Origin of the sequence: Agromyces subbeticus DSM 16689 (genome assembly GCF_000421565.1) — a bacterium.
GTDB lineage: Bacteria > Actinomycetota > Actinomycetes > Actinomycetales > Microbacteriaceae > Agromyces > Agromyces subbeticus.
This window is the reverse complement of the sequence record NZ_ATXG01000002.1, coordinates 437,687-455,258: the sequence shown is the minus strand read 5'-3', so window position 1 is coordinate 455,258 and position 17,572 is coordinate 437,687. Positions and strand designations below refer to the sequence as shown.

Annotated in this window: 19 protein-coding genes; 10 read left to right on the top strand and 9 right to left on the bottom strand. The window is 69.7% G+C overall.

Annotated elements, in window-relative coordinates; translation table 11 throughout:
- Positions 1-32: 32 nt before the first annotated feature.
- Complete coding sequence (locus H521_RS0105875) at positions 33-818, top strand: SGNH/GDSL hydrolase family protein (protein WP_022892098.1); 786 nt, start codon at positions 33-35, stop codon at positions 816-818.
- Positions 819-854: 36 nt separating this feature from the next.
- On the opposite strand, the gene H521_RS0105870 is transcribed toward H521_RS0105875, so the two are convergent.
- Both H521_RS0105870 and H521_RS0105865 read right to left on the bottom strand, forming a co-directional pair.
- Positions 855-2,105: a D-alanyl-D-alanine carboxypeptidase family protein gene (locus H521_RS0105870; protein WP_022892097.1), complete on the bottom strand. Its 1,251-nt coding sequence runs from the start codon at positions 2,103-2,105 to the stop codon at positions 855-857.
- Positions 2,098-2,919, bottom strand: a complete 822-nt coding sequence (locus H521_RS0105865) for a TrmH family RNA methyltransferase (protein WP_022892096.1) — start codon at positions 2,917-2,919, stop codon at positions 2,098-2,100. Before H521_RS0105865 ends, H521_RS0105870 begins: the two co-directional genes overlap by 8 nt.
- Before the next feature lie 90 nt (positions 2,920-3,009).
- On the opposite strand from H521_RS0105865, the gene H521_RS0105860 reads away from it, so the two are divergent.
- On the top strand, positions 3,010-3,855 hold the full coding sequence (locus H521_RS0105860) for an NAD-dependent protein deacetylase (protein WP_022892095.1): 846 nt from the start codon (positions 3,010-3,012) through the stop codon (positions 3,853-3,855).
- A gap of 31 nt (positions 3,856-3,886) precedes the next feature.
- Positions 3,887-4,501 (top strand): histidine phosphatase family protein, encoded by a 615-nt coding sequence (locus tag H521_RS21705; protein ID WP_156891289.1) that lies wholly within the window; start codon positions 3,887-3,889, stop codon positions 4,499-4,501.
- On the opposite strand, the gene H521_RS0105850 is transcribed toward H521_RS21705, so the two are convergent.
- A complete protein-coding gene (locus tag H521_RS0105850) occupies positions 4,498-5,094 on the bottom strand; it encodes a TetR/AcrR family transcriptional regulator (protein WP_156891288.1) in 597 nt (198 codons plus the stop codon). The genes H521_RS21705 and H521_RS0105850 overlap by 4 nt on opposite strands.
- 92 nt (positions 5,095-5,186) lie before the next feature.
- Between H521_RS0105850 and H521_RS21700 the strand changes: the two genes are divergently transcribed.
- On the top strand, positions 5,187-7,799 hold the full coding sequence (locus H521_RS21700; RefSeq protein ID WP_022892092.1) for an MMPL family transporter: 2,613 nt from the start codon (positions 5,187-5,189) through the stop codon (positions 7,797-7,799).
- A gap of 12 nt (positions 7,800-7,811) precedes the next feature.
- Here H521_RS21700 and H521_RS0105840 read toward each other — a convergent pair whose 3' ends face one another.
- Positions 7,812-8,909, bottom strand: a complete 1,098-nt coding sequence (locus H521_RS0105840) for a glycosyltransferase family 4 protein (RefSeq protein WP_022892091.1) — start codon at positions 8,907-8,909, stop codon at positions 7,812-7,814.
- Positions 8,906-9,802: an alpha/beta fold hydrolase gene (locus tag H521_RS0105835; protein ID WP_026481953.1), complete on the bottom strand. Its 897-nt coding sequence runs from the start codon at positions 9,800-9,802 to the stop codon at positions 8,906-8,908. The genes H521_RS0105840 and H521_RS0105835 overlap by 4 nt, the downstream gene beginning before the upstream one ends.
- Before the next feature lie 123 nt (positions 9,803-9,925).
- On the opposite strand from H521_RS0105835, the gene H521_RS21695 reads away from it, so the two are divergent.
- Positions 9,926-10,732, top strand: coding sequence for an exonuclease domain-containing protein (locus H521_RS21695; protein WP_022892089.1), 807 nt, complete (start codon positions 9,926-9,928; stop codon positions 10,730-10,732).
- 84 nt (positions 10,733-10,816) lie between these two features.
- Here the strand turns inward: H521_RS21695 and H521_RS0105825 are convergent, their stop codons facing one another.
- The 3 genes from H521_RS0105825 to glgA form a co-directional block, all read right to left on the bottom strand.
- Positions 10,817-11,065 (bottom strand): type B 50S ribosomal protein L31, encoded by a 249-nt coding sequence (locus H521_RS0105825; RefSeq protein ID WP_022892088.1) that lies wholly within the window; start codon positions 11,063-11,065, stop codon positions 10,817-10,819.
- 111 nt (positions 11,066-11,176) lie between these two features.
- A complete protein-coding gene (locus H521_RS0105820) occupies positions 11,177-11,962 on the bottom strand; it encodes an ABC transporter ATP-binding protein (RefSeq protein ID WP_022892087.1) in 786 nt (261 codons plus the stop codon).
- 69 nt (positions 11,963-12,031) lie between these two features.
- Positions 12,032-13,219, bottom strand: a complete 1,188-nt coding sequence (gene glgA, locus H521_RS0105815) for a glycogen synthase (RefSeq protein ID WP_026481952.1) — start codon at positions 13,217-13,219, stop codon at positions 12,032-12,034.
- Between the two features lie 81 nt (positions 13,220-13,300).
- On the opposite strand from glgA, the gene glgC reads away from it, so the two are divergent.
- Positions 13,301-14,548: a glucose-1-phosphate adenylyltransferase gene (gene glgC, locus H521_RS0105810; protein ID WP_022892085.1), complete on the top strand. Its 1,248-nt coding sequence runs from the start codon at positions 13,301-13,303 to the stop codon at positions 14,546-14,548.
- Positions 14,545-15,207: a phosphoserine phosphatase SerB gene (gene serB, locus H521_RS0105805; protein WP_022892084.1), complete on the top strand. Its 663-nt coding sequence runs from the start codon at positions 14,545-14,547 to the stop codon at positions 15,205-15,207. Before glgC ends, serB begins: the two co-directional genes overlap by 4 nt.
- Before the next feature lie 53 nt (positions 15,208-15,260).
- Here the strand turns inward: serB and fabG are convergent, their stop codons facing one another.
- Positions 15,261-15,971, bottom strand: coding sequence for a beta-ketoacyl-ACP reductase (gene fabG / locus H521_RS0105800; protein WP_022892083.1), 711 nt, complete (start codon positions 15,969-15,971; stop codon positions 15,261-15,263).
- Between the two features lie 134 nt (positions 15,972-16,105).
- Here fabG and H521_RS25385 point away from each other — a divergent pair, with 134 nt between their 5' ends.
- Genes H521_RS25385 through H521_RS0105780 form a run of 3 tightly spaced genes read left to right on the top strand, consistent with a single transcriptional unit; the run spans position 16,106 to position 17,570 of the window.
- On the top strand, positions 16,106-16,474 hold the full coding sequence (locus tag H521_RS25385; RefSeq protein ID WP_022892082.1) for a DUF3099 domain-containing protein: 369 nt from the start codon (positions 16,106-16,108) through the stop codon (positions 16,472-16,474).
- Complete coding sequence (locus tag H521_RS21680; RefSeq protein ID WP_022892081.1) at positions 16,471-16,737, top strand: hypothetical protein; 267 nt, start codon at positions 16,471-16,473, stop codon at positions 16,735-16,737. Before H521_RS25385 ends, H521_RS21680 begins: the two co-directional genes overlap by 4 nt.
- Complete coding sequence (locus tag H521_RS0105780) at positions 16,734-17,570, top strand: SURF1 family cytochrome oxidase biogenesis protein (protein ID WP_022892080.1); 837 nt, start codon at positions 16,734-16,736, stop codon at positions 17,568-17,570. The genes H521_RS21680 and H521_RS0105780 overlap by 4 nt, the downstream gene beginning before the upstream one ends.
- Positions 17,571-17,572: the final 2 nt, after the last annotated feature.

The following is a 17,572-nucleotide window of genomic DNA, read 5'->3' as shown; positions in this document are numbered from 1 at the left end:
CTCGAACCCGATCGACTTGGCACAATGGAGGAATGGTCACGCAGCAGCATCCCTGGTCTCGCTACGTCGCCCTCGGCGATTCCTTCACCGAGGGCATCGGCGACCCCGAGCCGAACGCGCCCGGCGGCCACCGCGGATGGGCCGACCGCGTCGCCGAAGTGCTCGCGCAGGGCACCGAAGACTTGGCGTACGCGAACCTCGCCGTGCGCGGCAAGCTCATCCAGCAGATCATCGACGAGCAGCTCGAGCCGGCGCTCGCCCTGCGGCCCGACCTCATCACGATCTCGGCGGGCGGCAACGACGTCATTCGCCCCCGCACCGATCCCGACGAGATCGCGGCCCGGTTCGAGTACGCGATCGAGCGACTCTCGCGAGACAACGCGACCATCGTGATCTTCACGGGCGTCGACGTCGGTTTCTCGCCCGTGTTCCGGGGCATCCGCGGCAAGGTGGCGATCTACAACGAGAACCTGCGCACGATCGCTGCGAAGTACGACCTGATCGTCGCCGACCAGTGGGCGCTCACCGAGATCCAAGACCAGCGCATGTGGTCGCCCGACCGGCTGCACCTCAACTCGCTCGGCCACCACACGGTCGCGCGCATGGTGCTCGACGCGCTCAACGTCGGCAACACGCTCGAGCCGCTGAAGCCCGAACCGCTGCCGTCGAGCACGTGGCGGCAGGCGCGCGTCGATGACCTGTCATGGGCGCGCGAGTACCTCGTGCCGTGGGTGGTTCGCCGCATCCGGCACCAGTCGTCGGGCGACCTCATCAGCGCCAAGCGACCGGATGCCGGGCCGTACTCGCTGCCCGAGTGAGCCCACCCTCTTCCGGCACGACCGCCCACCAGCGACTCAGTCGAGCGCACCCGGATTCGAGAGGCGCCACCAGGTGCCGGGATCGTCGATCGCGGCGTCGAGCACGAGCGGCACGCTGATCTCCTGAGACCCGGCACGCACGATGGCGGTGCCGACCTGCTGCCCCTTCGGCGCGAGCGTGACGGGCTCGGCGAGCACCTCGACGTCGACGGGCGTATCGCTCCAGACGACGAGGGATGCCCCATCGGCGGTGCGCGCCCGCGCCGTCTCGCCCCACGGGGTCGTGTACTCGGCGAGCACCTGGTCGACTTCGAGCGGCGCGACCTCGTGGAACCCGGGAGCGACGGAGTCGAGTAAAGCCGCGATCGCCTCGTTCAGCACCGAGTGGTTCTCGCCGCCGAGCAGCACGCCGACGACGGTGACGCTCGAGCCGCCGACCGGCACATCGGCCGAGAACAGCAGGTTCGCTGCGTCGTCGGTGGTGCCGGTCTTGATGCCGTCGACGCCGTGCGTGCCGAGCAGCTTGTTCGAGTTCTTGACGGTGCCGATCTCGGGCAGGTCGGCCGACTGGGTGGCCACGATCTCGGCGATGGTCGGCTCGGCGAGGGCGATCTGACCGAGCTGCACCATGTCGGTCGCCGTGCTGACGTTGTCGAGCGAGAGACCGCTGGAGTCGGCCAGTTGCGTGTTGACGAGCCCCTTCTCGGCGACCCAGGCTCGCGCGCGGTCGAGGAACGCATCGACGGAGCCGAACGCCCAGTTGGCGATCGAGATCGAGTAGTTGCCGCCCGAGGCGAGCAGCATCGCCTCGAGGCTCTCGCGCAGCGTCAACGTCGACCCGGCAGCGACCGGGGCGACCGAGGCGTTCTGCGCGACCTGATCCCAGTAGATGTCGACGTCGGCTTCGGTGTACGCGATGTCGGGGCCGCCCTCGCCCGCGGCGATCGGATGCGCCTCGAGCACGACGAGTGCGGTGATGATCTTCACGAGGCTCGCCATCGCCATCGGCGTCGACTCGTTGCCCGCCGCGACGAGTCCGTCGAAGCCGACGGCGCCGACCGCATAGCTGCCGAACCCGGGCAGGGCGAGCGGCTGAGCGGGTGCGGCGACGGGCTCGGGGTCGGTCACCGCCGGCGCAGCGGCCGGCACGGCGGCGCCGAGCGCGTTGGCGGTGTAGACGCCACCCGTGGTGACGAGGGCGACGACGATCGCGAGGGCGCTGAACACGACGATGCGCCGGCGCCGGTACACGCGCGCGTTCGCCTGCCGCACGTCGGGGTCAGACATCGGAGACCGCCTCGTCGAGCGCGACCGCGTAGAGCACGACCGCGGCGGCAGCCGCGACGTTCAGCGAGTCGACGCCGTGGCGCATCGGAATGGTGACGACCCGATCGGCGGACTCGAGCGCGGTGCGACTGAGCCCGTCGCCCTCTGCGCCGAAGACGAGCGCGAGTCGCTCGGGCGGGTCGGCCGCCAGGGCCGGCAGCGAGACCGCGTCGTCGGCGAGGGCGAGAGCCGCGATCGTGAAGTCGTGGGCGTGCAGCAGTTCTGCCGCCTGCGGCCACTCGGGCAATCGCGTCCACGGCACCTGGAACACCGTGCCCATGCTGACCCGCACGCTGCGACGGTAGAGCGGGTCGGCGCACCGCGGACTCACGAAGACGGCGTCGGCGCCGAGCGCCGCGACGCTGCGGAAGATGGCGCCCACATTGGTGTGGTCGACGATGTCTTCGAGCACCACGACGCGACGCGCGCCGGCGAGCAACTCGGCGGGATCGGCGAGCACGGGCCGCTCGAATGCCGCCAGCGCGCCGCGGTGCACGCGATACCCGGTGATCTCCTCGAGCTGGTCGGGCTCGGCCAGGTGCACCGGGATGTCGAACGGCGCGAGCGTCGGCTCGAGCGCCGCGAGCCACTTCTCCTCCATCAGCACCGAGCGCGGTCGGTGCCCCGCACGGATGGCTCGGGCGATGACCTTCGCGGACTCGGCGATGTAGAGCCCCTGCTCGGGCTCTCGGGTGCTGCGCAGCACGACGTCGGTGAGCCGCGCGTAGTCGGCCACCGCGTCGGATGCCGCGTCGCGGACTCGTTCGATGTGCATGTGTCTCCTCACCTCCAGCCTGCCAGTGCCCGAAACATTCCGGAAAACGGACACGTCTAGAATCGGACCACGCTCGAAGGGAGACGTGCAGTGAGCACTGGCATCGAGGCTCCGATCATCGCCGAGGCACGCCTCGCCGAGGCGATCGAGTTGCTGCGCGGCGCGCGCGTGGCGGTGCTCACGGGTGCGGGCGTCAGTACCGATTCGGGCATCCCCGACTATCGAGGCGAAGGTGCCCCCGTTCGCACGCCGATGACGGTGCAGACCTTTCTCGCCTCCGAGCAGGCGCGCAAGCGCTACTGGGCAGGCAGTCATCTCGGTTGGCGCAGCTTCGGCAGCGCGACCCCCAACCGCGGACATCTCGCCCTCGCCGCCCTCGAGGCGAACGGCGTCGTCACCGGCGTCATCACGCAGAACGTCGACGGCCTGCACCGCCGCGCCGGCAACCGCCACGTCATCGAGCTGCACGGCAGCATGGATCGGGTGCTCTGCCTCACCTGCGGCCAGCACTACGCGCGCCAGGCGATCGCCGAGCGTCTCGAGACGCTCAACCCCGACATCGATCTCGAGACCGCCATCAGGCCGGCTCCCGACGGCGACGTCGAGGTCGACGACGTCGATGCCATGACGATCCCATCGTGCACCGTCTGCGGCGGCATCCTGAAGCCCGACGTGGTGTTCTTCGGCGAGTTCGTGCCGTCAGACACCTTCCAGGCCGCGGCATCCCTCGTTCAGACGGCCGACGTGCTGCTCGTCGCCGGCTCCTCGCTCGTCGTGAACTCGGGCATGCGGCTCATCGAGCAGGCGCGCCGCAAGCGACTGCCGATCGTCGTCGTGAACCGCGGCATCACCAAGGGCGACAGCCGTGCCGCGATCAAGATCGATGCCGGCGCGAGCGAGACGCTCGCCGCATTCGCCGCCGCGCTCGATTCGTGAACCTCGGCGCCGCTCTGCGAGAGTTGGACCCATGACGGATGCCGCGACCCCACCCGCTGACACCGCTCCTGTGCTCATCGCCCTCGTGCGCCACGGCGAGACCGAGTGGAACCGCCTGCGGCGCCTGCAGGGCACGACCGACATTCCGCTGAACGACACCGGGCGCGGCCAGGCGGCGCAGACGGCCGCACTGCTCGGCGTCGATTCCTGGGACGCCGTCTACGGCAGCACGCTCTCGCGGGCGGCTGAGACGGCACAGATCATCGCCCGCTCGCTCGAACTGCCCGAACCGAAGCTCATCGCGACCTTGGCCGAGCGGGCGCACGGCGTGCTCGAGGGCCTCGACCACGTCGGCCGGGCCGCCGTCGAGGCGCAGGCGGCCACCATCGAGGGCCTCGAACCCCGCTCGGTCGTGATCGAACGGGCGACGGCAGCGCTCACCACGATCGCCTCGGCGCACCCCGGCGGCGCGGTGGTGGTCGTCTCGCACGGCGGCGTCATCCACTCGCTCATGCTGCACCTGAGCGACGGCACCCTGCCGGGCGTCGGGTATTCGATCGCCAACGGATCCGTGCACCTCGTGCGCGTCACCGCGGGTTCCCTCGAACTCGTCGAGCCCGAGGCGCTCACCGGCACCGACGCCTAGGGCGTCGCCGGCGCTGAAGGCGCAGCACCGCCCAGGACCGCATCGACGATACGCCGGGCTTCCGCGGCGCTCGACGACGTGCGTCCGAGCGCGCGCACGAGCGCGACGCCGACGAAGGCCTCGGCGAGCTCCTCGAGCGGGCGTTCGGGCGAGAGCTGACCGGCAGCGACGCCCGATTCGAGGCGGGCCCGCAGCAGGGAGTTCGCGCCGAGGCCTTCGGCCAGACGCGCTCCGACATCGGAGTGGTCGGTCGCCGCCGCGATGAGCGAGAGCACGAGCGAGTCGCCGCCCTGCCGCTCGACGAACGTCAGCATGACGTGCAGCCACGTGGCGAGATCGGCGCGCAGGTCACCGGAGTCGGCCGGCGTGTAACCGCCGACGAGGAGTCGTCCCTCGAGCAGGCAATCGGCGACGAGAGCGCCCTTCGACGGCCACCAGCGGTAGATCGTCTGCTTGCCAACGTGAGCCTCGGCGGCGATGCCCTCCATGGTGAGGTGATCGTATCCCCGGGTCTCGAAGAGCCGCGCCGTGGCATCGAGGATCGCGACGCGAGCTGCCTCGCTTCGGATCGGACCACGTCGATGCTCGGACACCTGCACATGCTACTCACAGAAAGACGAGACGGTGCGTCTCGTATACTCGCACGGTCGATCGGATTCTCGATCGCGCGCGAGAGGAATCTGACGTGGCTGAGCTGTTGTACCGACTGGGCAAGTTCTCGGCACGGCGGGCCTGGGTGGTCATCGCCGCCTGGACCGTCGTGCTCGCCATCGCCGTCGGTGGGTTCCTCGTCGGGTTCAAGGGGCTCACGACGAGCTTCGACGTGCCGGGCACCGCCTCGGGCGAGGTCATCGACGAGCTTCAGGCGGAGCTGCCCCAATACAGCGGCGGCGCAGGAACCGTGGTCTTCACCACGACCGATGGCGAAGCGCTGACCGACGAGCAGCAATCGGAGATCAGCGCCCTCATCACCGACCGGGCCGGCCTCATCGACGTCGAAGACGTGGTCGATCCCTTCGACGCACAACAGCAGCTCGATGATCAGCGCACGCAGTTGGCCGACGGCCAGCAGCAGATCGACGACGGGCGGGCCCAACTCGACGCCGGCCAGGCGCAGCTCGATGCCGGAACCGAGCAGTTGGAGGCCGGTCAGGCCCAGCTCGACGCGGGCCAGGCACAACTCGACGCCGCGCGGCAGCAAGCGGTGTCGGCAGGCGCACCGACCGACGAGATCGATGCGCAGCAGGCGCAGCTCGACGTGCAGCAGACCCAGGTCGACGCCCAGCGCGCAACGCTCGACGCCGAACAGGCCAAGCTCGATGACGGCCGCGCCGAGCTCGAGGCCCAGGCCGAACAGGCCGAGCTCGGCGGCGAACTGCTCGGCTTCGCCGACGGCGTCCGCCTCGTCTCGGACGACGGCTCGACGGCGATCGCGAACGTCTCGTTCACCGTGCCGCGCCTCGAACTCTCGGAGGACGCGAAGCAATCGGTCGTCGACCACTTCTCGGCCGAGGCCATCGAGGGGGTCTCCGTCTCGTTCTCGACCGACATCTCCCAGGGCGTGCCCGAGCTGTTCGGCATCGGCGAGGCGATCGGCCTCGTCATCGCGGCGATCGTGCTGCTCGTGATGCTCGGCTCCGTCATCGCGGCATCCCTCCCCCTCGTCACCGCCATCTTCGGCGTCGCCGTGGCGATCGTCGGCTCTCTCGCGTTCTCGGGCGTCGTCGACATGGCCTCGGTCACGCCGATGCTCGCGGTCATGCTCGGACTCGCGGTCGGCATCGACTACTCGCTCTTCGTCGTGAACCGCCACCGCAAGCAGCTGTTGCAAGGTGCAGAGGTCATCGAATCGATCGGCCTCGCGAACGGCACCTCCGGCAACGCCGTGGTCTTCGCGGGTGCCACCGTGATCGTCGCCCTGCTCGCCCTCAACGTGACCGGGGTCCCGTTCCTCGGCCTCATGGGCACCGTGGGCGCGATCGCCGTGGCTGTCGCCGTGCTGATTTCGACGACGCTCACGCCGGCGCTGCTGGGCCTGCTCGGCACTCGCATCCTCCGACGCCGCGTTCGCGCGCACCTCGGCGAGGGCAACCGGCACCAGCCTCCCGTCGTGCGCGCCATGCCGACGTGGCGCGCGGTGCTCACAGGCGTCGTCGCCGTGCTCGCACTGCTCGTCATGGCGATTCCATCGCTCTCGATGCGCGTCGGCCTTCCCGACGGCTCGAGCGAGCCGCACGACTCGACGGGCTACGAGGCGTTCACCGTGACCGAGCAGCAGTTCGGCGCGGGCGCGAACAGCCCGCTGCTCGTCACGGCGACGCTGCCCGACGGAACGACCGACGACGACGTGCTCGCGCGCCAGGTCGAGGTCGCCGGGGCGCTCGCCGCGCAAGACGACGTGGTCGCCGTCGCCGCCGTCGACGTCTCCGACGACAACTCGCTCGCCGTGTTCCAGGTGATCCCGGCCGAGGGGCCGAACGACGCCTCGACCGAGCAGCTCGTGCGCGAGCTGCGCGAACTTCCCCCGATCGACGACGACATCGTGCTCGGCGTCGCCGGGCAGGCCGCGATCAACATCGACATCTCCGAGGGCCTGGCCGACGTGCTGCCGCTCTACCTCGTCGTCGTGGTCGGTCTGTCGCTGCTCATCATGATCCTCGTCTTCCGGTCACTGCTCGTGCCGATCATCGCGACGGGCGGCTTCATCCTGTCGTTGTTCGCCACGTACGGTGCGGTCGTCGCGGTGTTCCAGTGGGGGTGGTTCGCCGAACCGCTGGGCATCAGCACCGGGCCGATCCTGAGCTTCCTGCCAGTGATCCTCGTCGGAATCCTGTTCGGCCTCGCGATGGACTACCAGCTCTTCCTCGCCACCGGCATGCGCGAGGCCTACGTGCACGGCGCGTCTGCGCGTCTTGCCGTGGCGCAGGGACTTCGCGCCGGACGGTCGGTCGTGATCGCGGCCGGCCTCATCATGATCTCGGTCTTCGGCGGATTCATCTTCTCGGACGCCACGATGATCCGGTCGATCGGCTTCGGTCTCGCCTTCGGTGTGCTCGTCGACGCCTTCGTGGTGCGCATGCTCCTGATGCCGGCGATCATGCACCTGCTCGGCCGTTCCGCCTGGTGGATCCCCAAGTGGCTCGACCGAATCATGCCCGACGTCGACGTCGAGGGGGCCGCGCTCGAGCGTCGCCACCACCTCGTCACGACCGGGGATGCACCGACCGACGGAGCGTCAACCGAAACAGCTCCGAGCGAAGCAGCACGGACCAAAGCAGCACCGACCGACGGGCGGTGACTGCGCCGGCGATCAGCGTGAGCGCCGCCGATGCCGGAGCCCGTTGCCGGCGACCGTCGCGCGGATGAGCGCGAGGAGGCGCTCGGCGGAGGCGGCCCAGGTGTACTTCGAAGCGATCGCGATCGACGCCTCGGAGCGCCGCTCCCACTCACCCGCTCGCTCGAGCGACCACAGGGCCGCGACGAGGGATTCGGGGTTCTCGGCGTCGAAGTACACCGCGGCGTCGCCCCCGATCTCGCGGAAGATCGGAATGTCGCTGACCACGACCGGCGTGCCGAGTCGCATCGCCTCGACGAGCGGGATGCCGAATCCCTCGGCCTTCGAGGCGTGCACGAGCGCGGTCGCACTCGAGAGGAGCTCGGCGTACGCGGCATCCGTCACCCCGTCGTGGAAGACGAGCCGCGCCTGCGGTGCGAGGCGCGTGAGGCGTGCCCGCTCGTCACGACCGATGCGACTCAACAGGTGCAACTCGTGGTCGGGCAGCGCTGCGACCGCGCGCACGAGCGTGTCGACGTTCTTGTAGGGCATGTAGGAGCCCATGTAGACGAGGCGATGACCCTCGGGTCGGGTGCGCGGTCGCACCGGCTGAGCGAGGTCGTCGGCGGCGTTCGGCACGACCGTGACCGGACGGTCGGTGAGGTGGTGCTCGTGGATGAGCCCGGCAGTGGTCTCTGAGACGGTCACGACCTGGTCGGCGCGATTCAGCAGCATCCGCTGCGGCCACCACGCGAGGTGGTAGAGCCGCCAGAGCAGCCGAACGGGTGCCGGCAGGTCGCGCGGCGGGGTGCGGTTCTCGTAGTAGATGAGGTCGTGCAGTGTGAGCAGCAGCTTGTAGTCGCGGCCCCACGAGCCCATGGTCTGCATGGGCGAGAAGACCACGTCAGGGCGCAGCTTCTTGACCTGCAGGGCGACGAGCGGTTCACGGATGCTCGTGGGCGAGCTGACGAGCTGCCACGGCAGGTCGGGCAGCATGTCGAGCTGGCGGTGGTCGCTGACGAGCATGGTGAGCGGATGCCGCTTGCCCAACTCGGTCACGATGCCCGCCGTGAACCGGCTGATGCCGTCGTGCTGCCCGATGCGGGTGTACCGGCAGTCGACGACCAGCCTCACGCTCGCGCCTCGGCGCGGAGGAACCGCAGGATGCGCGATGCCGCGTCGCCCGGCGTCTCGTAGTGGATGAGGTGGCCCACCTCTGGGATGACCTCGAGGCTCGCGTCGGGGAAGAGCGTGACGAGCCGGTGCTGCGCCGCGAGGGGGGTGACATCGTCGCGCTCGGCGGCGACGAGCAGGGTCGGCACCGTGATGCCGGCGGCGTACTGGCTGACGTCATGGCTCACCGACGCGCGGAACGCCTCGAGCACGGCGTCGCGGTCGCCGAACGCCGAGAAGTAGCGGTCGTGCTGGTCGTGGATGAAGCGTCGAAGCGACTTCGAGCGGGTCTTCGCCATGGTGACGCTCATCACCCGCACGATGGCCCCGTTGCGGAGCAGGGCGAAACCGGCGCGCTCAGGCAGCGCCGCGGCGGTGCGGTAGTAGAGCACCGCGAGCCTCGTCATGACCCCGCGGGGGCCCTCGAGAGCGGGCGCGCCGATCGGGTTCACGAGCACGAGGCGCTCTGGCGCGAGTCCGCCGGCGACGGCAGCAGCTGACACGATCGAGCCGAACGAGTGACCGAGCAGCACGTAGTGCCCCTCGAGGTCGAGCGTGTCGATGAAGGCGCCGAGCCAGTCGGCGTACGCCGAGATGTCGTGCGGGCGGCCCGTGAAGGTCGCCGATTCGCCGAACCCGGGCAGGTCGGGCGAGATGATGCGGAACCCGGGCAGCTGGGCGACGACGGGTTCGAGGCCGTGGTGGTCGCCGCGGAAGCCGTGCACGAGCACGAGCACCGGGTCATCTGCCGCGCCGTACTCCCACCAGGCCGTCTCGGTGCCGGCGACCACGGTGCGGTGCGCCCGAACGGGGATGCGAGCGAGCTGCTCGGCATACGGGGAGGTGATCATCATCGACATTCTATGGCGCGAGACCGATGCCTCACTGAGCGCTGTGGAGAAGCAACGACCCGCGGATGCCGCCGACACGCGTTCCGACGACGAGGTGATGACGGTGGCCCGACATAGCCTGACGCCATGGATCTCACGGGAGCCCGCTGGGCCGAAACACTCGCCGTCTTCGACCTCGAGACCACGGGCATCGACGTCGACACCTGCCGCATCGTCACGGCGCACGTCGGCGTGATCGGCGCAGACGGCGAAGCGCTCGAACGACGCGAGTGGCTCGTCGACCCCGGCGTCGAGATTCCGACGGCCGCTTCGCTCATCCACGGCGTCAGCACCGAACGCGCCCGCCTCGAGGGGCAGAACGCGGCGACCGCCGTCGCCGAGATCATCGGCACCCTGTCAGCCGCCGCGGCTCGAGGGCTCCCCATCGTCGCGTACAACGCCGCCTACGACCTCACCGTGCTCGAGCGCGAGGCCGAGCGCTACGGCCACGCCCCGCTGCCAGGCCCGGCACCGGTCATCGATCCCCTGGTGATCGACAAGGCGGTCGATCGCTACCGTCGCGGCAAACGAACGCTGACGGCCGCCGCCGAGCACTACGGCGTCTCGCTGCCGAACGCCCACGACGCCGGCGCCGATGCCGTCGCCGCCGGGCGCGTCGCACAGGCGATCGCCAGGGCATTCCCCGAACTCGCGGCGATCGCCGTCGCCGATCTGCACGCGCGACAGGTCGACTGGTGCCGCGAGCAGGCCGAGAGCTACCAGGCCTATCGCCGCGCGAACGGCGAGCCCGACTTCACGACCTCGGGCGCGTGGCCCGTGCGGCGCCTCGTCGGGGCATCCGTCTCGGTGAGTGCCGGTGCCGCAGTCCCGTCAGCAACAGTCGGCATCGCCGACGGCTTCCCGGCCCCGCTCGAGCCCGACGCCCTCTTCTGAGCCGCTCGATAGCCGGGCACCGGTTCGACGCCCGGGCACGCAAAGAAGGCCCCGCCGATGGCGAGGCCTTCTTGTTGACAGGTGTTACTTGCCGAAGTTCTTGAAGCGCTGGTTGAACTTCTCGACGCGACCGGCCGAGTCCATGATGCGCTGCTTGCCCGTGTAGAACGGGTGCGACTCCGACGAGATCTCGACGTCGATCACCGGGTAGGTGACACCGTCGAGCTCGATCGTCTTGTCACTCGTCGTCGTGGAACGCGTGAGGAAGGTGGCGCCCGAAGCGAGGTCGCGGAAGACGATTGCGTTGTACTCGGGGTGGATGTCGGTCTTCATGGAGACTTCCTTGCTGTGCGGATGGTGGATTCGAAAGCCTGCGCAGACGCAGGGAAAAACGGTGGCCCACGGGCCAGCTATCGATTCTAGCAGAACCGACGGCGCGAACGGTCACACGGCGCGTGCCGCGTAGCGCCCGTCGGTCTCGGTGAGCTCGATCGTCATGTCGAACGTCGTGGAGAGGTTCTCGGCCGTGAGCGCCTGGGCGAGCGGGCCCGCCGTGACGATGCCGCCCTTCTTGAGCAGCAGGGCGTGCGTGAACCCGACTGGGATCTCTTCGACGTGGTGCGTGACCATGACGATCGCGGGCGACGCGCTCGACGCCGCATAGCCGCCCAGCAGGCCGACGAGCTCTTCGCGGGCACCCAGGTCGAGGCTCGCGGCCGGCTCGTCGAGCAGCAGCAGTTCGGGGTCGGTCATGACGGATCGCGCGATCTGCACGCGCTTCTGCTCGCCGTCGGAGAGGCTGCCGAAGCGGCGGTCGGCGAAGCCGTCGAGGCCCCACTCGTTGAGCACCCGCTGCGCACGACGCAGGTCGATGGCCTCGTACTCCTCGTTCCACCGCCCGGTGACCGAGTACGCCGCGGTGAGCACGACGTCGAGCACCGTCTCGTTGCGCGGGATCTTGCGCGCCATCGCCGTGGAGGCGAAGCCGATCATCGGCCGCAATTCGAAAACGTCGACCTTGCCGAGGGCCTCTTGCAGCACGTCGGCCTTGCCCGATGTGGGGTGCATCGCGGCTGCAGCGATCTGCAGCAGGGTGGTCTTGCCGGCGCCGTTCGGCCCCAGAATCACCCACCGCTCGTCGGAGGCGACGCTCCAATCGACCGAGTCGAGGATCTTGTTGCCATCGCGGACCACCGACACCTCGTGGAACTGCAGAACCGTGCTCGCCATGGGTCCAATGCTATCGGCAGTGCAGGGGCCGCTCGGCGCAGCGGGTCGGTCGCGAGCCGTCGGGGTCGCTCAGCGCTCGAGCACTCGCGTGTAGAGATCGAGCGTGCGCTCGGCGATCGCAGCCCAGCCGAACTCGGCCTCGGCGCGGTGCCGGCCGGCAGCGCCCATCGCCGCCGCGCGCGCCGGATCCGCCACGACCGCAGTGAGCGCCGCTGCGAGATCGGCGACGTACCGGTCGGGATCGACCGGCGTGCCAGTGCCGTCGTCGAGCTGCTCGATGGGAACGAGCACCCCGGTCACGCCGTCGGCGACGACCTCGGGAATGCCGCCCGTCGCGGTGCCGACGACGGGCGCACCGCACGCCATCGCCTCGAGGTTCACGATGCCGAGGGGCTCGTAGATCGACGGGCACACGAAGGTCGTGGCCGCGGTGAGCAGCGCGGTGAGTTCGGCGCGCGGCAGGTGACGATCGATCCAGACGACGCCGCTTCGCTCGGCGCGCAGCGCCTCGACGAGGGCGGTGACCTCTGCCATGATCTCGGGGGTGTCGGGCGCGCCGGCGCACAGTACGAGCTGCACGTCGTCGGGCAGCAGCCGCGCAGCGCGCAGCAGGTAGGGCAATCCCTTCTGCCTCGTGATGCGGCCGACGAAGACGACCGACGGTCGATCCGGATCGACACCCAGCGCCCGCACGGCGGCGGCATCGTCGCGCGGCGCCCAGTCGGCGAGATCGATGCCGTTGTAGACGACCTCGACCCGTTCGGGGTGGATCGAGGGATAGGCGCGAAGGATGTCGCGGCGCATGCCCTCGCTCACGGCGATCACTGCATCGGCGTCTTCGAAGGCGGCGCGCTCGACCCACGACGAGAGCCGGTATCCCCCGCCGAGCTGCTCGGCCTTCCAGGGCCGGAGCGGCTCGAGGCTGTGCGCTGAGACGATGTGCGGCACGCCGTGCAGTCGCTTCGCCGTGAACCCGGCGAAATTCGCGTACCAGGTGTGCGAGTGCACGAGATCGGCCCCGGCGACGTCGCCGGCCATCAGGAGGTCGACTCCCATGGTGGCGAGTGCGGGATTCGCCGAGGCGAATTCGTCGGGCGTCGGATAGCCGAAGGTGCCGGCCTCGGCACGCGGTTCGCCGAAGCACCGCACCTGCACGTCGATGCTCGAACGGAGCGCCCGCACGAGCTCGGCGACGTGCACGCCGGCGCCTCCATAGACCTCGGGTGGATACTCGCGGGTGAGCAGGTCGACGCGCATGCAGCAAACGTAGCGCAGCGACATCCGTCATGCCCCGACTCGACTGCCCCGACAGCGCCGCGGGCTGACTAGGGTGGTCGCATGGCTGCGCGCAAGGTATTCGGCATCGTCCTCGCCGGCGGCGAGGGCAAGCGACTCATGCCCCTCACCGAAGACCGGGCGAAGCCCGCGGTGCCGTTCGGCGGGCAGTACCGCCTGATCGACTTCGCGCTCTCGAATCTGCTGAATTCGGGCTTGCGCCAGATCGTCGTGCTCACCCAGTACAAGTCGCACAGCCTCGACCGTCATGTCTCGCAGACGTGGCGCATGAGCGGCCTGCTGAACTCGTACGTCGCCTCGGTGCCGGCGCAGCAGCGACTCGGCAAGCGGTGGTTCTCGGGTTCGGCCGACGCCATTCTGCAGAGCCTCAACCTGATCTACGACGAGCAGCCCGACATCATCGTCGTGGTCGGCGCCGACCACGTGTACCGCATGGACTTCGGCCAGATGATCGACGCGCACATCGAGTCGGGCGCCGCGGCGACGGTCGCGGCGATTCGTCAGCCGATCTCGCTCGCCGACCAGTTCGGCGTCATCGAGGTCGACCCGGCGAAACCGGGGCGCATCCACCGCTTCCTCGAGAAGCCGAGCGACCCGATCGGGCTTCCCGATTCGCCCCGCGAGGTGCTCGCCTCGATGGGCAACTACGTCTTCGACGCCGACGCGCTCATCGACGCAGTGCTCCGAGACGGGGAGCGCACCGATTCGAGCCATGACATGGGTGGCGACATCATCCCGGCGTTCGTCGCGCAGGGCGCCGCCGGTGTCTACGACCTGCAGCGTAACGAGGTGCCCGGCTCCACCGATCGCGACCGGTACTACTGGCGCGACGTGGGAACGATCGACTCCTTCTTCGAGGCCCACCAAGATCTCATCTCGGTGCTGCCCGTCTTCAACCTCTACAACCGCGAGTGGCCGATCTTCAGTCAGCAGCTGAACTCGCCGCCCGCGAAGTTCACGCGAGACGCACGCGGCACGCTCGGCACGGTGATCGACTCGATCGTCTCGCTCGGCTCGGTCATCTCGGGCGCGCACGTCGAACGCAGCGTCATCGGTCCGTGGGCGGTCGTGGGTTCGGGTGCGCACGTCGCCGACTCGATCCTCTTCGACCGGGCGCGCATCGACGCCGGCGCCACGGTGCAGCGTGCGATCCTCGACAAAGAGGTCGTCGTCGACGCCGGCGCCCGCATCGGCGTCGATCGCGCCGAAGACGTCGCCCGAGGCTTCATCGTGACCGACAGCGGCATCACCGTCGTGGGCAAGGGCTCACGCGTCCGGGCCACCGCGTGAGCGCCGGCACCATCGGCCGCGCGAGCGGCCCGCTCGTCGTGCTCGACGCGGACTCGACACTGATCCTCGAAGAGGCGATCGAGCTGCTCGCCGAGGCCGCTGGCAGCCTCGAGCATGTGGCCGCGGTGACCGAACGCGCGATGCGGGGCGAGCTCGATTTCGCCGCGAGCCTGCGCGAACGAGTGGCGACACTTGCCGGCCTCGCCGACACCGAGCTCGCGGCCGCGCGTGACCGCATGACACCGACACCCGGTGTGCACGAGCTCATCGCGGGAGTGCACGCGGCCGGAGGACTCGTCGGCGTGGTCTCGGGTGGTTTCCATGAGCTGCTCGACCCGCTCGCCGAGCGGCTCGGGCTCGACTTCTGTCGCGCCAACCGACTCGAGGTCGCCGACGGCCGACTCACCGGACGCGTCGACGGCGCAGTCGTCGATGCGGCTGCGAAGGCGTCGGCACTCGTCGAGTGGGCGGATGCCGCCGGCATCCCGTTGCACCGCACCATCGCCGTGGGCGACGGTGCCAACGACCTGCAGATGCTCGATCGAGCAGCGCTCGGCGTCGCCTTCTGCGCGAAGCCCATCGTTCGGGCCCAAGCCGACGTCGCGATCGACCGCCCCGACCTCAGCGGCGTGCTCGCCCTGCTCGGCCTGCGCGGCTGACACCGGCGGGCTGCGCCTTCGCGGATCGCGGCGCGATCACTGCGGTCGGGTCGTCAGTGCCCCATGCCGAGACCGCCGTCGACGGGAATCACCGCGCCGGAGATGTACCCCGCCTCGTCGCCGGCGAGCCAGGCGACGACCTTCGCGACCTCGTCGGGCGTCGCGAAGCGGGCGAGCGGAATGCTCTTCTTGTATTCGGCCTGCTGCGCCTCGGGCAGTTCGTCGGTCATGTCGGTCTCGATGAATCCGGGCGCCACGACGTTCGCCGTGATGTTGCGCGCGCCGAGTTCGCGGGTGAGCGACCGGGCCATGCCCACGAGCCCCGCCTTCGACGCCGAGTAGTTGACCTGACCGGCCGAGCCGTAGAGGCCTACCACGCTCGAGATCAGCACGATGCGCCCGAACCGCGCCTTGAGCATGCCCTTCGAGGCGCGCTTGACGACACGGAACGCGCCGGTGAGGTTCGTGTCGATGACGCTCGTGAAGTCGTCTTCGCTCATGCGCAGCAGCAGGGTGTCGCGCGTGACGCCGGCGTTCGCGACGACGACCTCGATGGGGCCGAGAGCGGCCTCGACCTCGGTGAAGGCGGCGTCGACGGATGCCGCGTCGGTGACGTCTGCCCGAACGGTGAGCGACCCCTCGGGCCCCGCCCCGCTGCGAGCCGTGACCGCAACGCGATGCCCCTGTGCGATGAACTCACTGGCGATCGCGAAGCCGATGCCTCGGTTGCCACCGGTCACGAGAACGGTGCGGCTCGTCGTCATTGCGTGCGTCTCCTTCTGCGGTCGGGCCGATCGGCCCGCTCCAGTTTAGAGGCTGGCAATTCGCGGCATCCGTCGCCCGCCGATCGACGTAGGCTTGAAGCACGAGGAGGTGCCGGAGGACCACGGCGACCACCATGAAGCAGCAGTCGATCACCACGTTGCCGCCGTCGCCCGAGGCGGAGCGGCGCTCGCGCATGATCAAATACACGATCGCAATGTCGATCCGCGTGCTCTGCATCGTGGCGCTGCTCTTCGCCGAAGGCTGGTGGCTGGCGATCTTCGCGGCCGGAGCCATCTTCCTCCCCTACTTCGCCGTCGTCATGGCGAACGTGAGCGGCCCGAGTCGGCAGCGACGAGTGCTCCGACCCGGCGGGCTCGTGCGCCGCACTCCCCCGCCGCAAGGACCGGCGCCGACGGATGGCGCGGGGTCGCCGAACCACCCGAACACCGAGCATCCGGAGCACACCGAGAACGTGAATCACGATGAACGCGGCGCCGCATGATCGGTGGCCTGGGCGCGTCGCCCGACCACGGCGTCTGCTCGCGCGCAGAATGCCGGCAGCCCGCGACCTGGCGCATCGACTGGCGCAACCCGCGAATCCACACCGGCGACCGGGGCAAGACCTGGCTCGCGTGCGATGAGCACGTCGACTACCTGCGCGGGTTCCTCGAGGCCCGGAGCTTCCCGGTCTCCGTGGCGGCGTTCGCCGAGACCGGAACTGATGGCACGGCGTCGACGGATGTCTCGAGCGGAGGCCGACCGTGAATGACTGGCGCTTCCTCCTGCACCGCCGGTGGGCGGGCTACCTCGCGCTCACGATCGTCTTCGCCATCGTCTGTTCGGCCCTCGGCGCGTGGCAGTTCAATCGGCGGGCCGAGGCCCTTGCCGAACTCGCACGCATCGACGCGAACTACGACGCCGCTCCGGTGCCGGTGGGCGACGCGCTGCCCGACCGCGCCGCATTCGACATCGACCAACGCTGGCAGATCGTCGCGCTCTCGGGCGAATACCTGCCCGACGACGAGGTGGTCGTACGCAACCGGCCATTCGGAGGCAGTTCGGGCTTCGAGGTGATCACGCCGTTCCGGCTCGACGACGGCACCGTCTTCATGATCGACCGCGGCTGGATCGCGCAGAACGCCGAGGGCAGGCCGAGCGTGGTGCCGCCGCCGCCCGACGGCGAGGTGCAGGTCGAAGCCCGGCTGAAAGCCGGCGAGGGCCGAATCGAGGGGCGCACGTCGACCGGCGCCGAGTTCGCGACCATCGATCTTCCCGAGCTCGCGGAACGCGTCGGCGAGCCGAGCTACACGGGGGCCTACGGAGTGCTCGTGCAGTCGCGCGCCGACGCTGAGACGCCGCCGTTGGCAGCACCTCGGCCCGAACGCGACGAGGGTCCGCATCTCTCGTACGCGCTGCAGTGGTACGTCTTCGCGCTGCTGGGCTTCATCGGGCTCGCGTGGGCGGCGAACCAGGAGCGCAAGGCGAACGCCGCGGCATCCGGCGCCGTCGACGCCACCGGTCGCGTTCGGCGCGCGCCGAAGGAGCCGAAGCGCGACGCTGACGCCGACCTCGAAGACGGCGTGCTCGACCGCCGCTGACC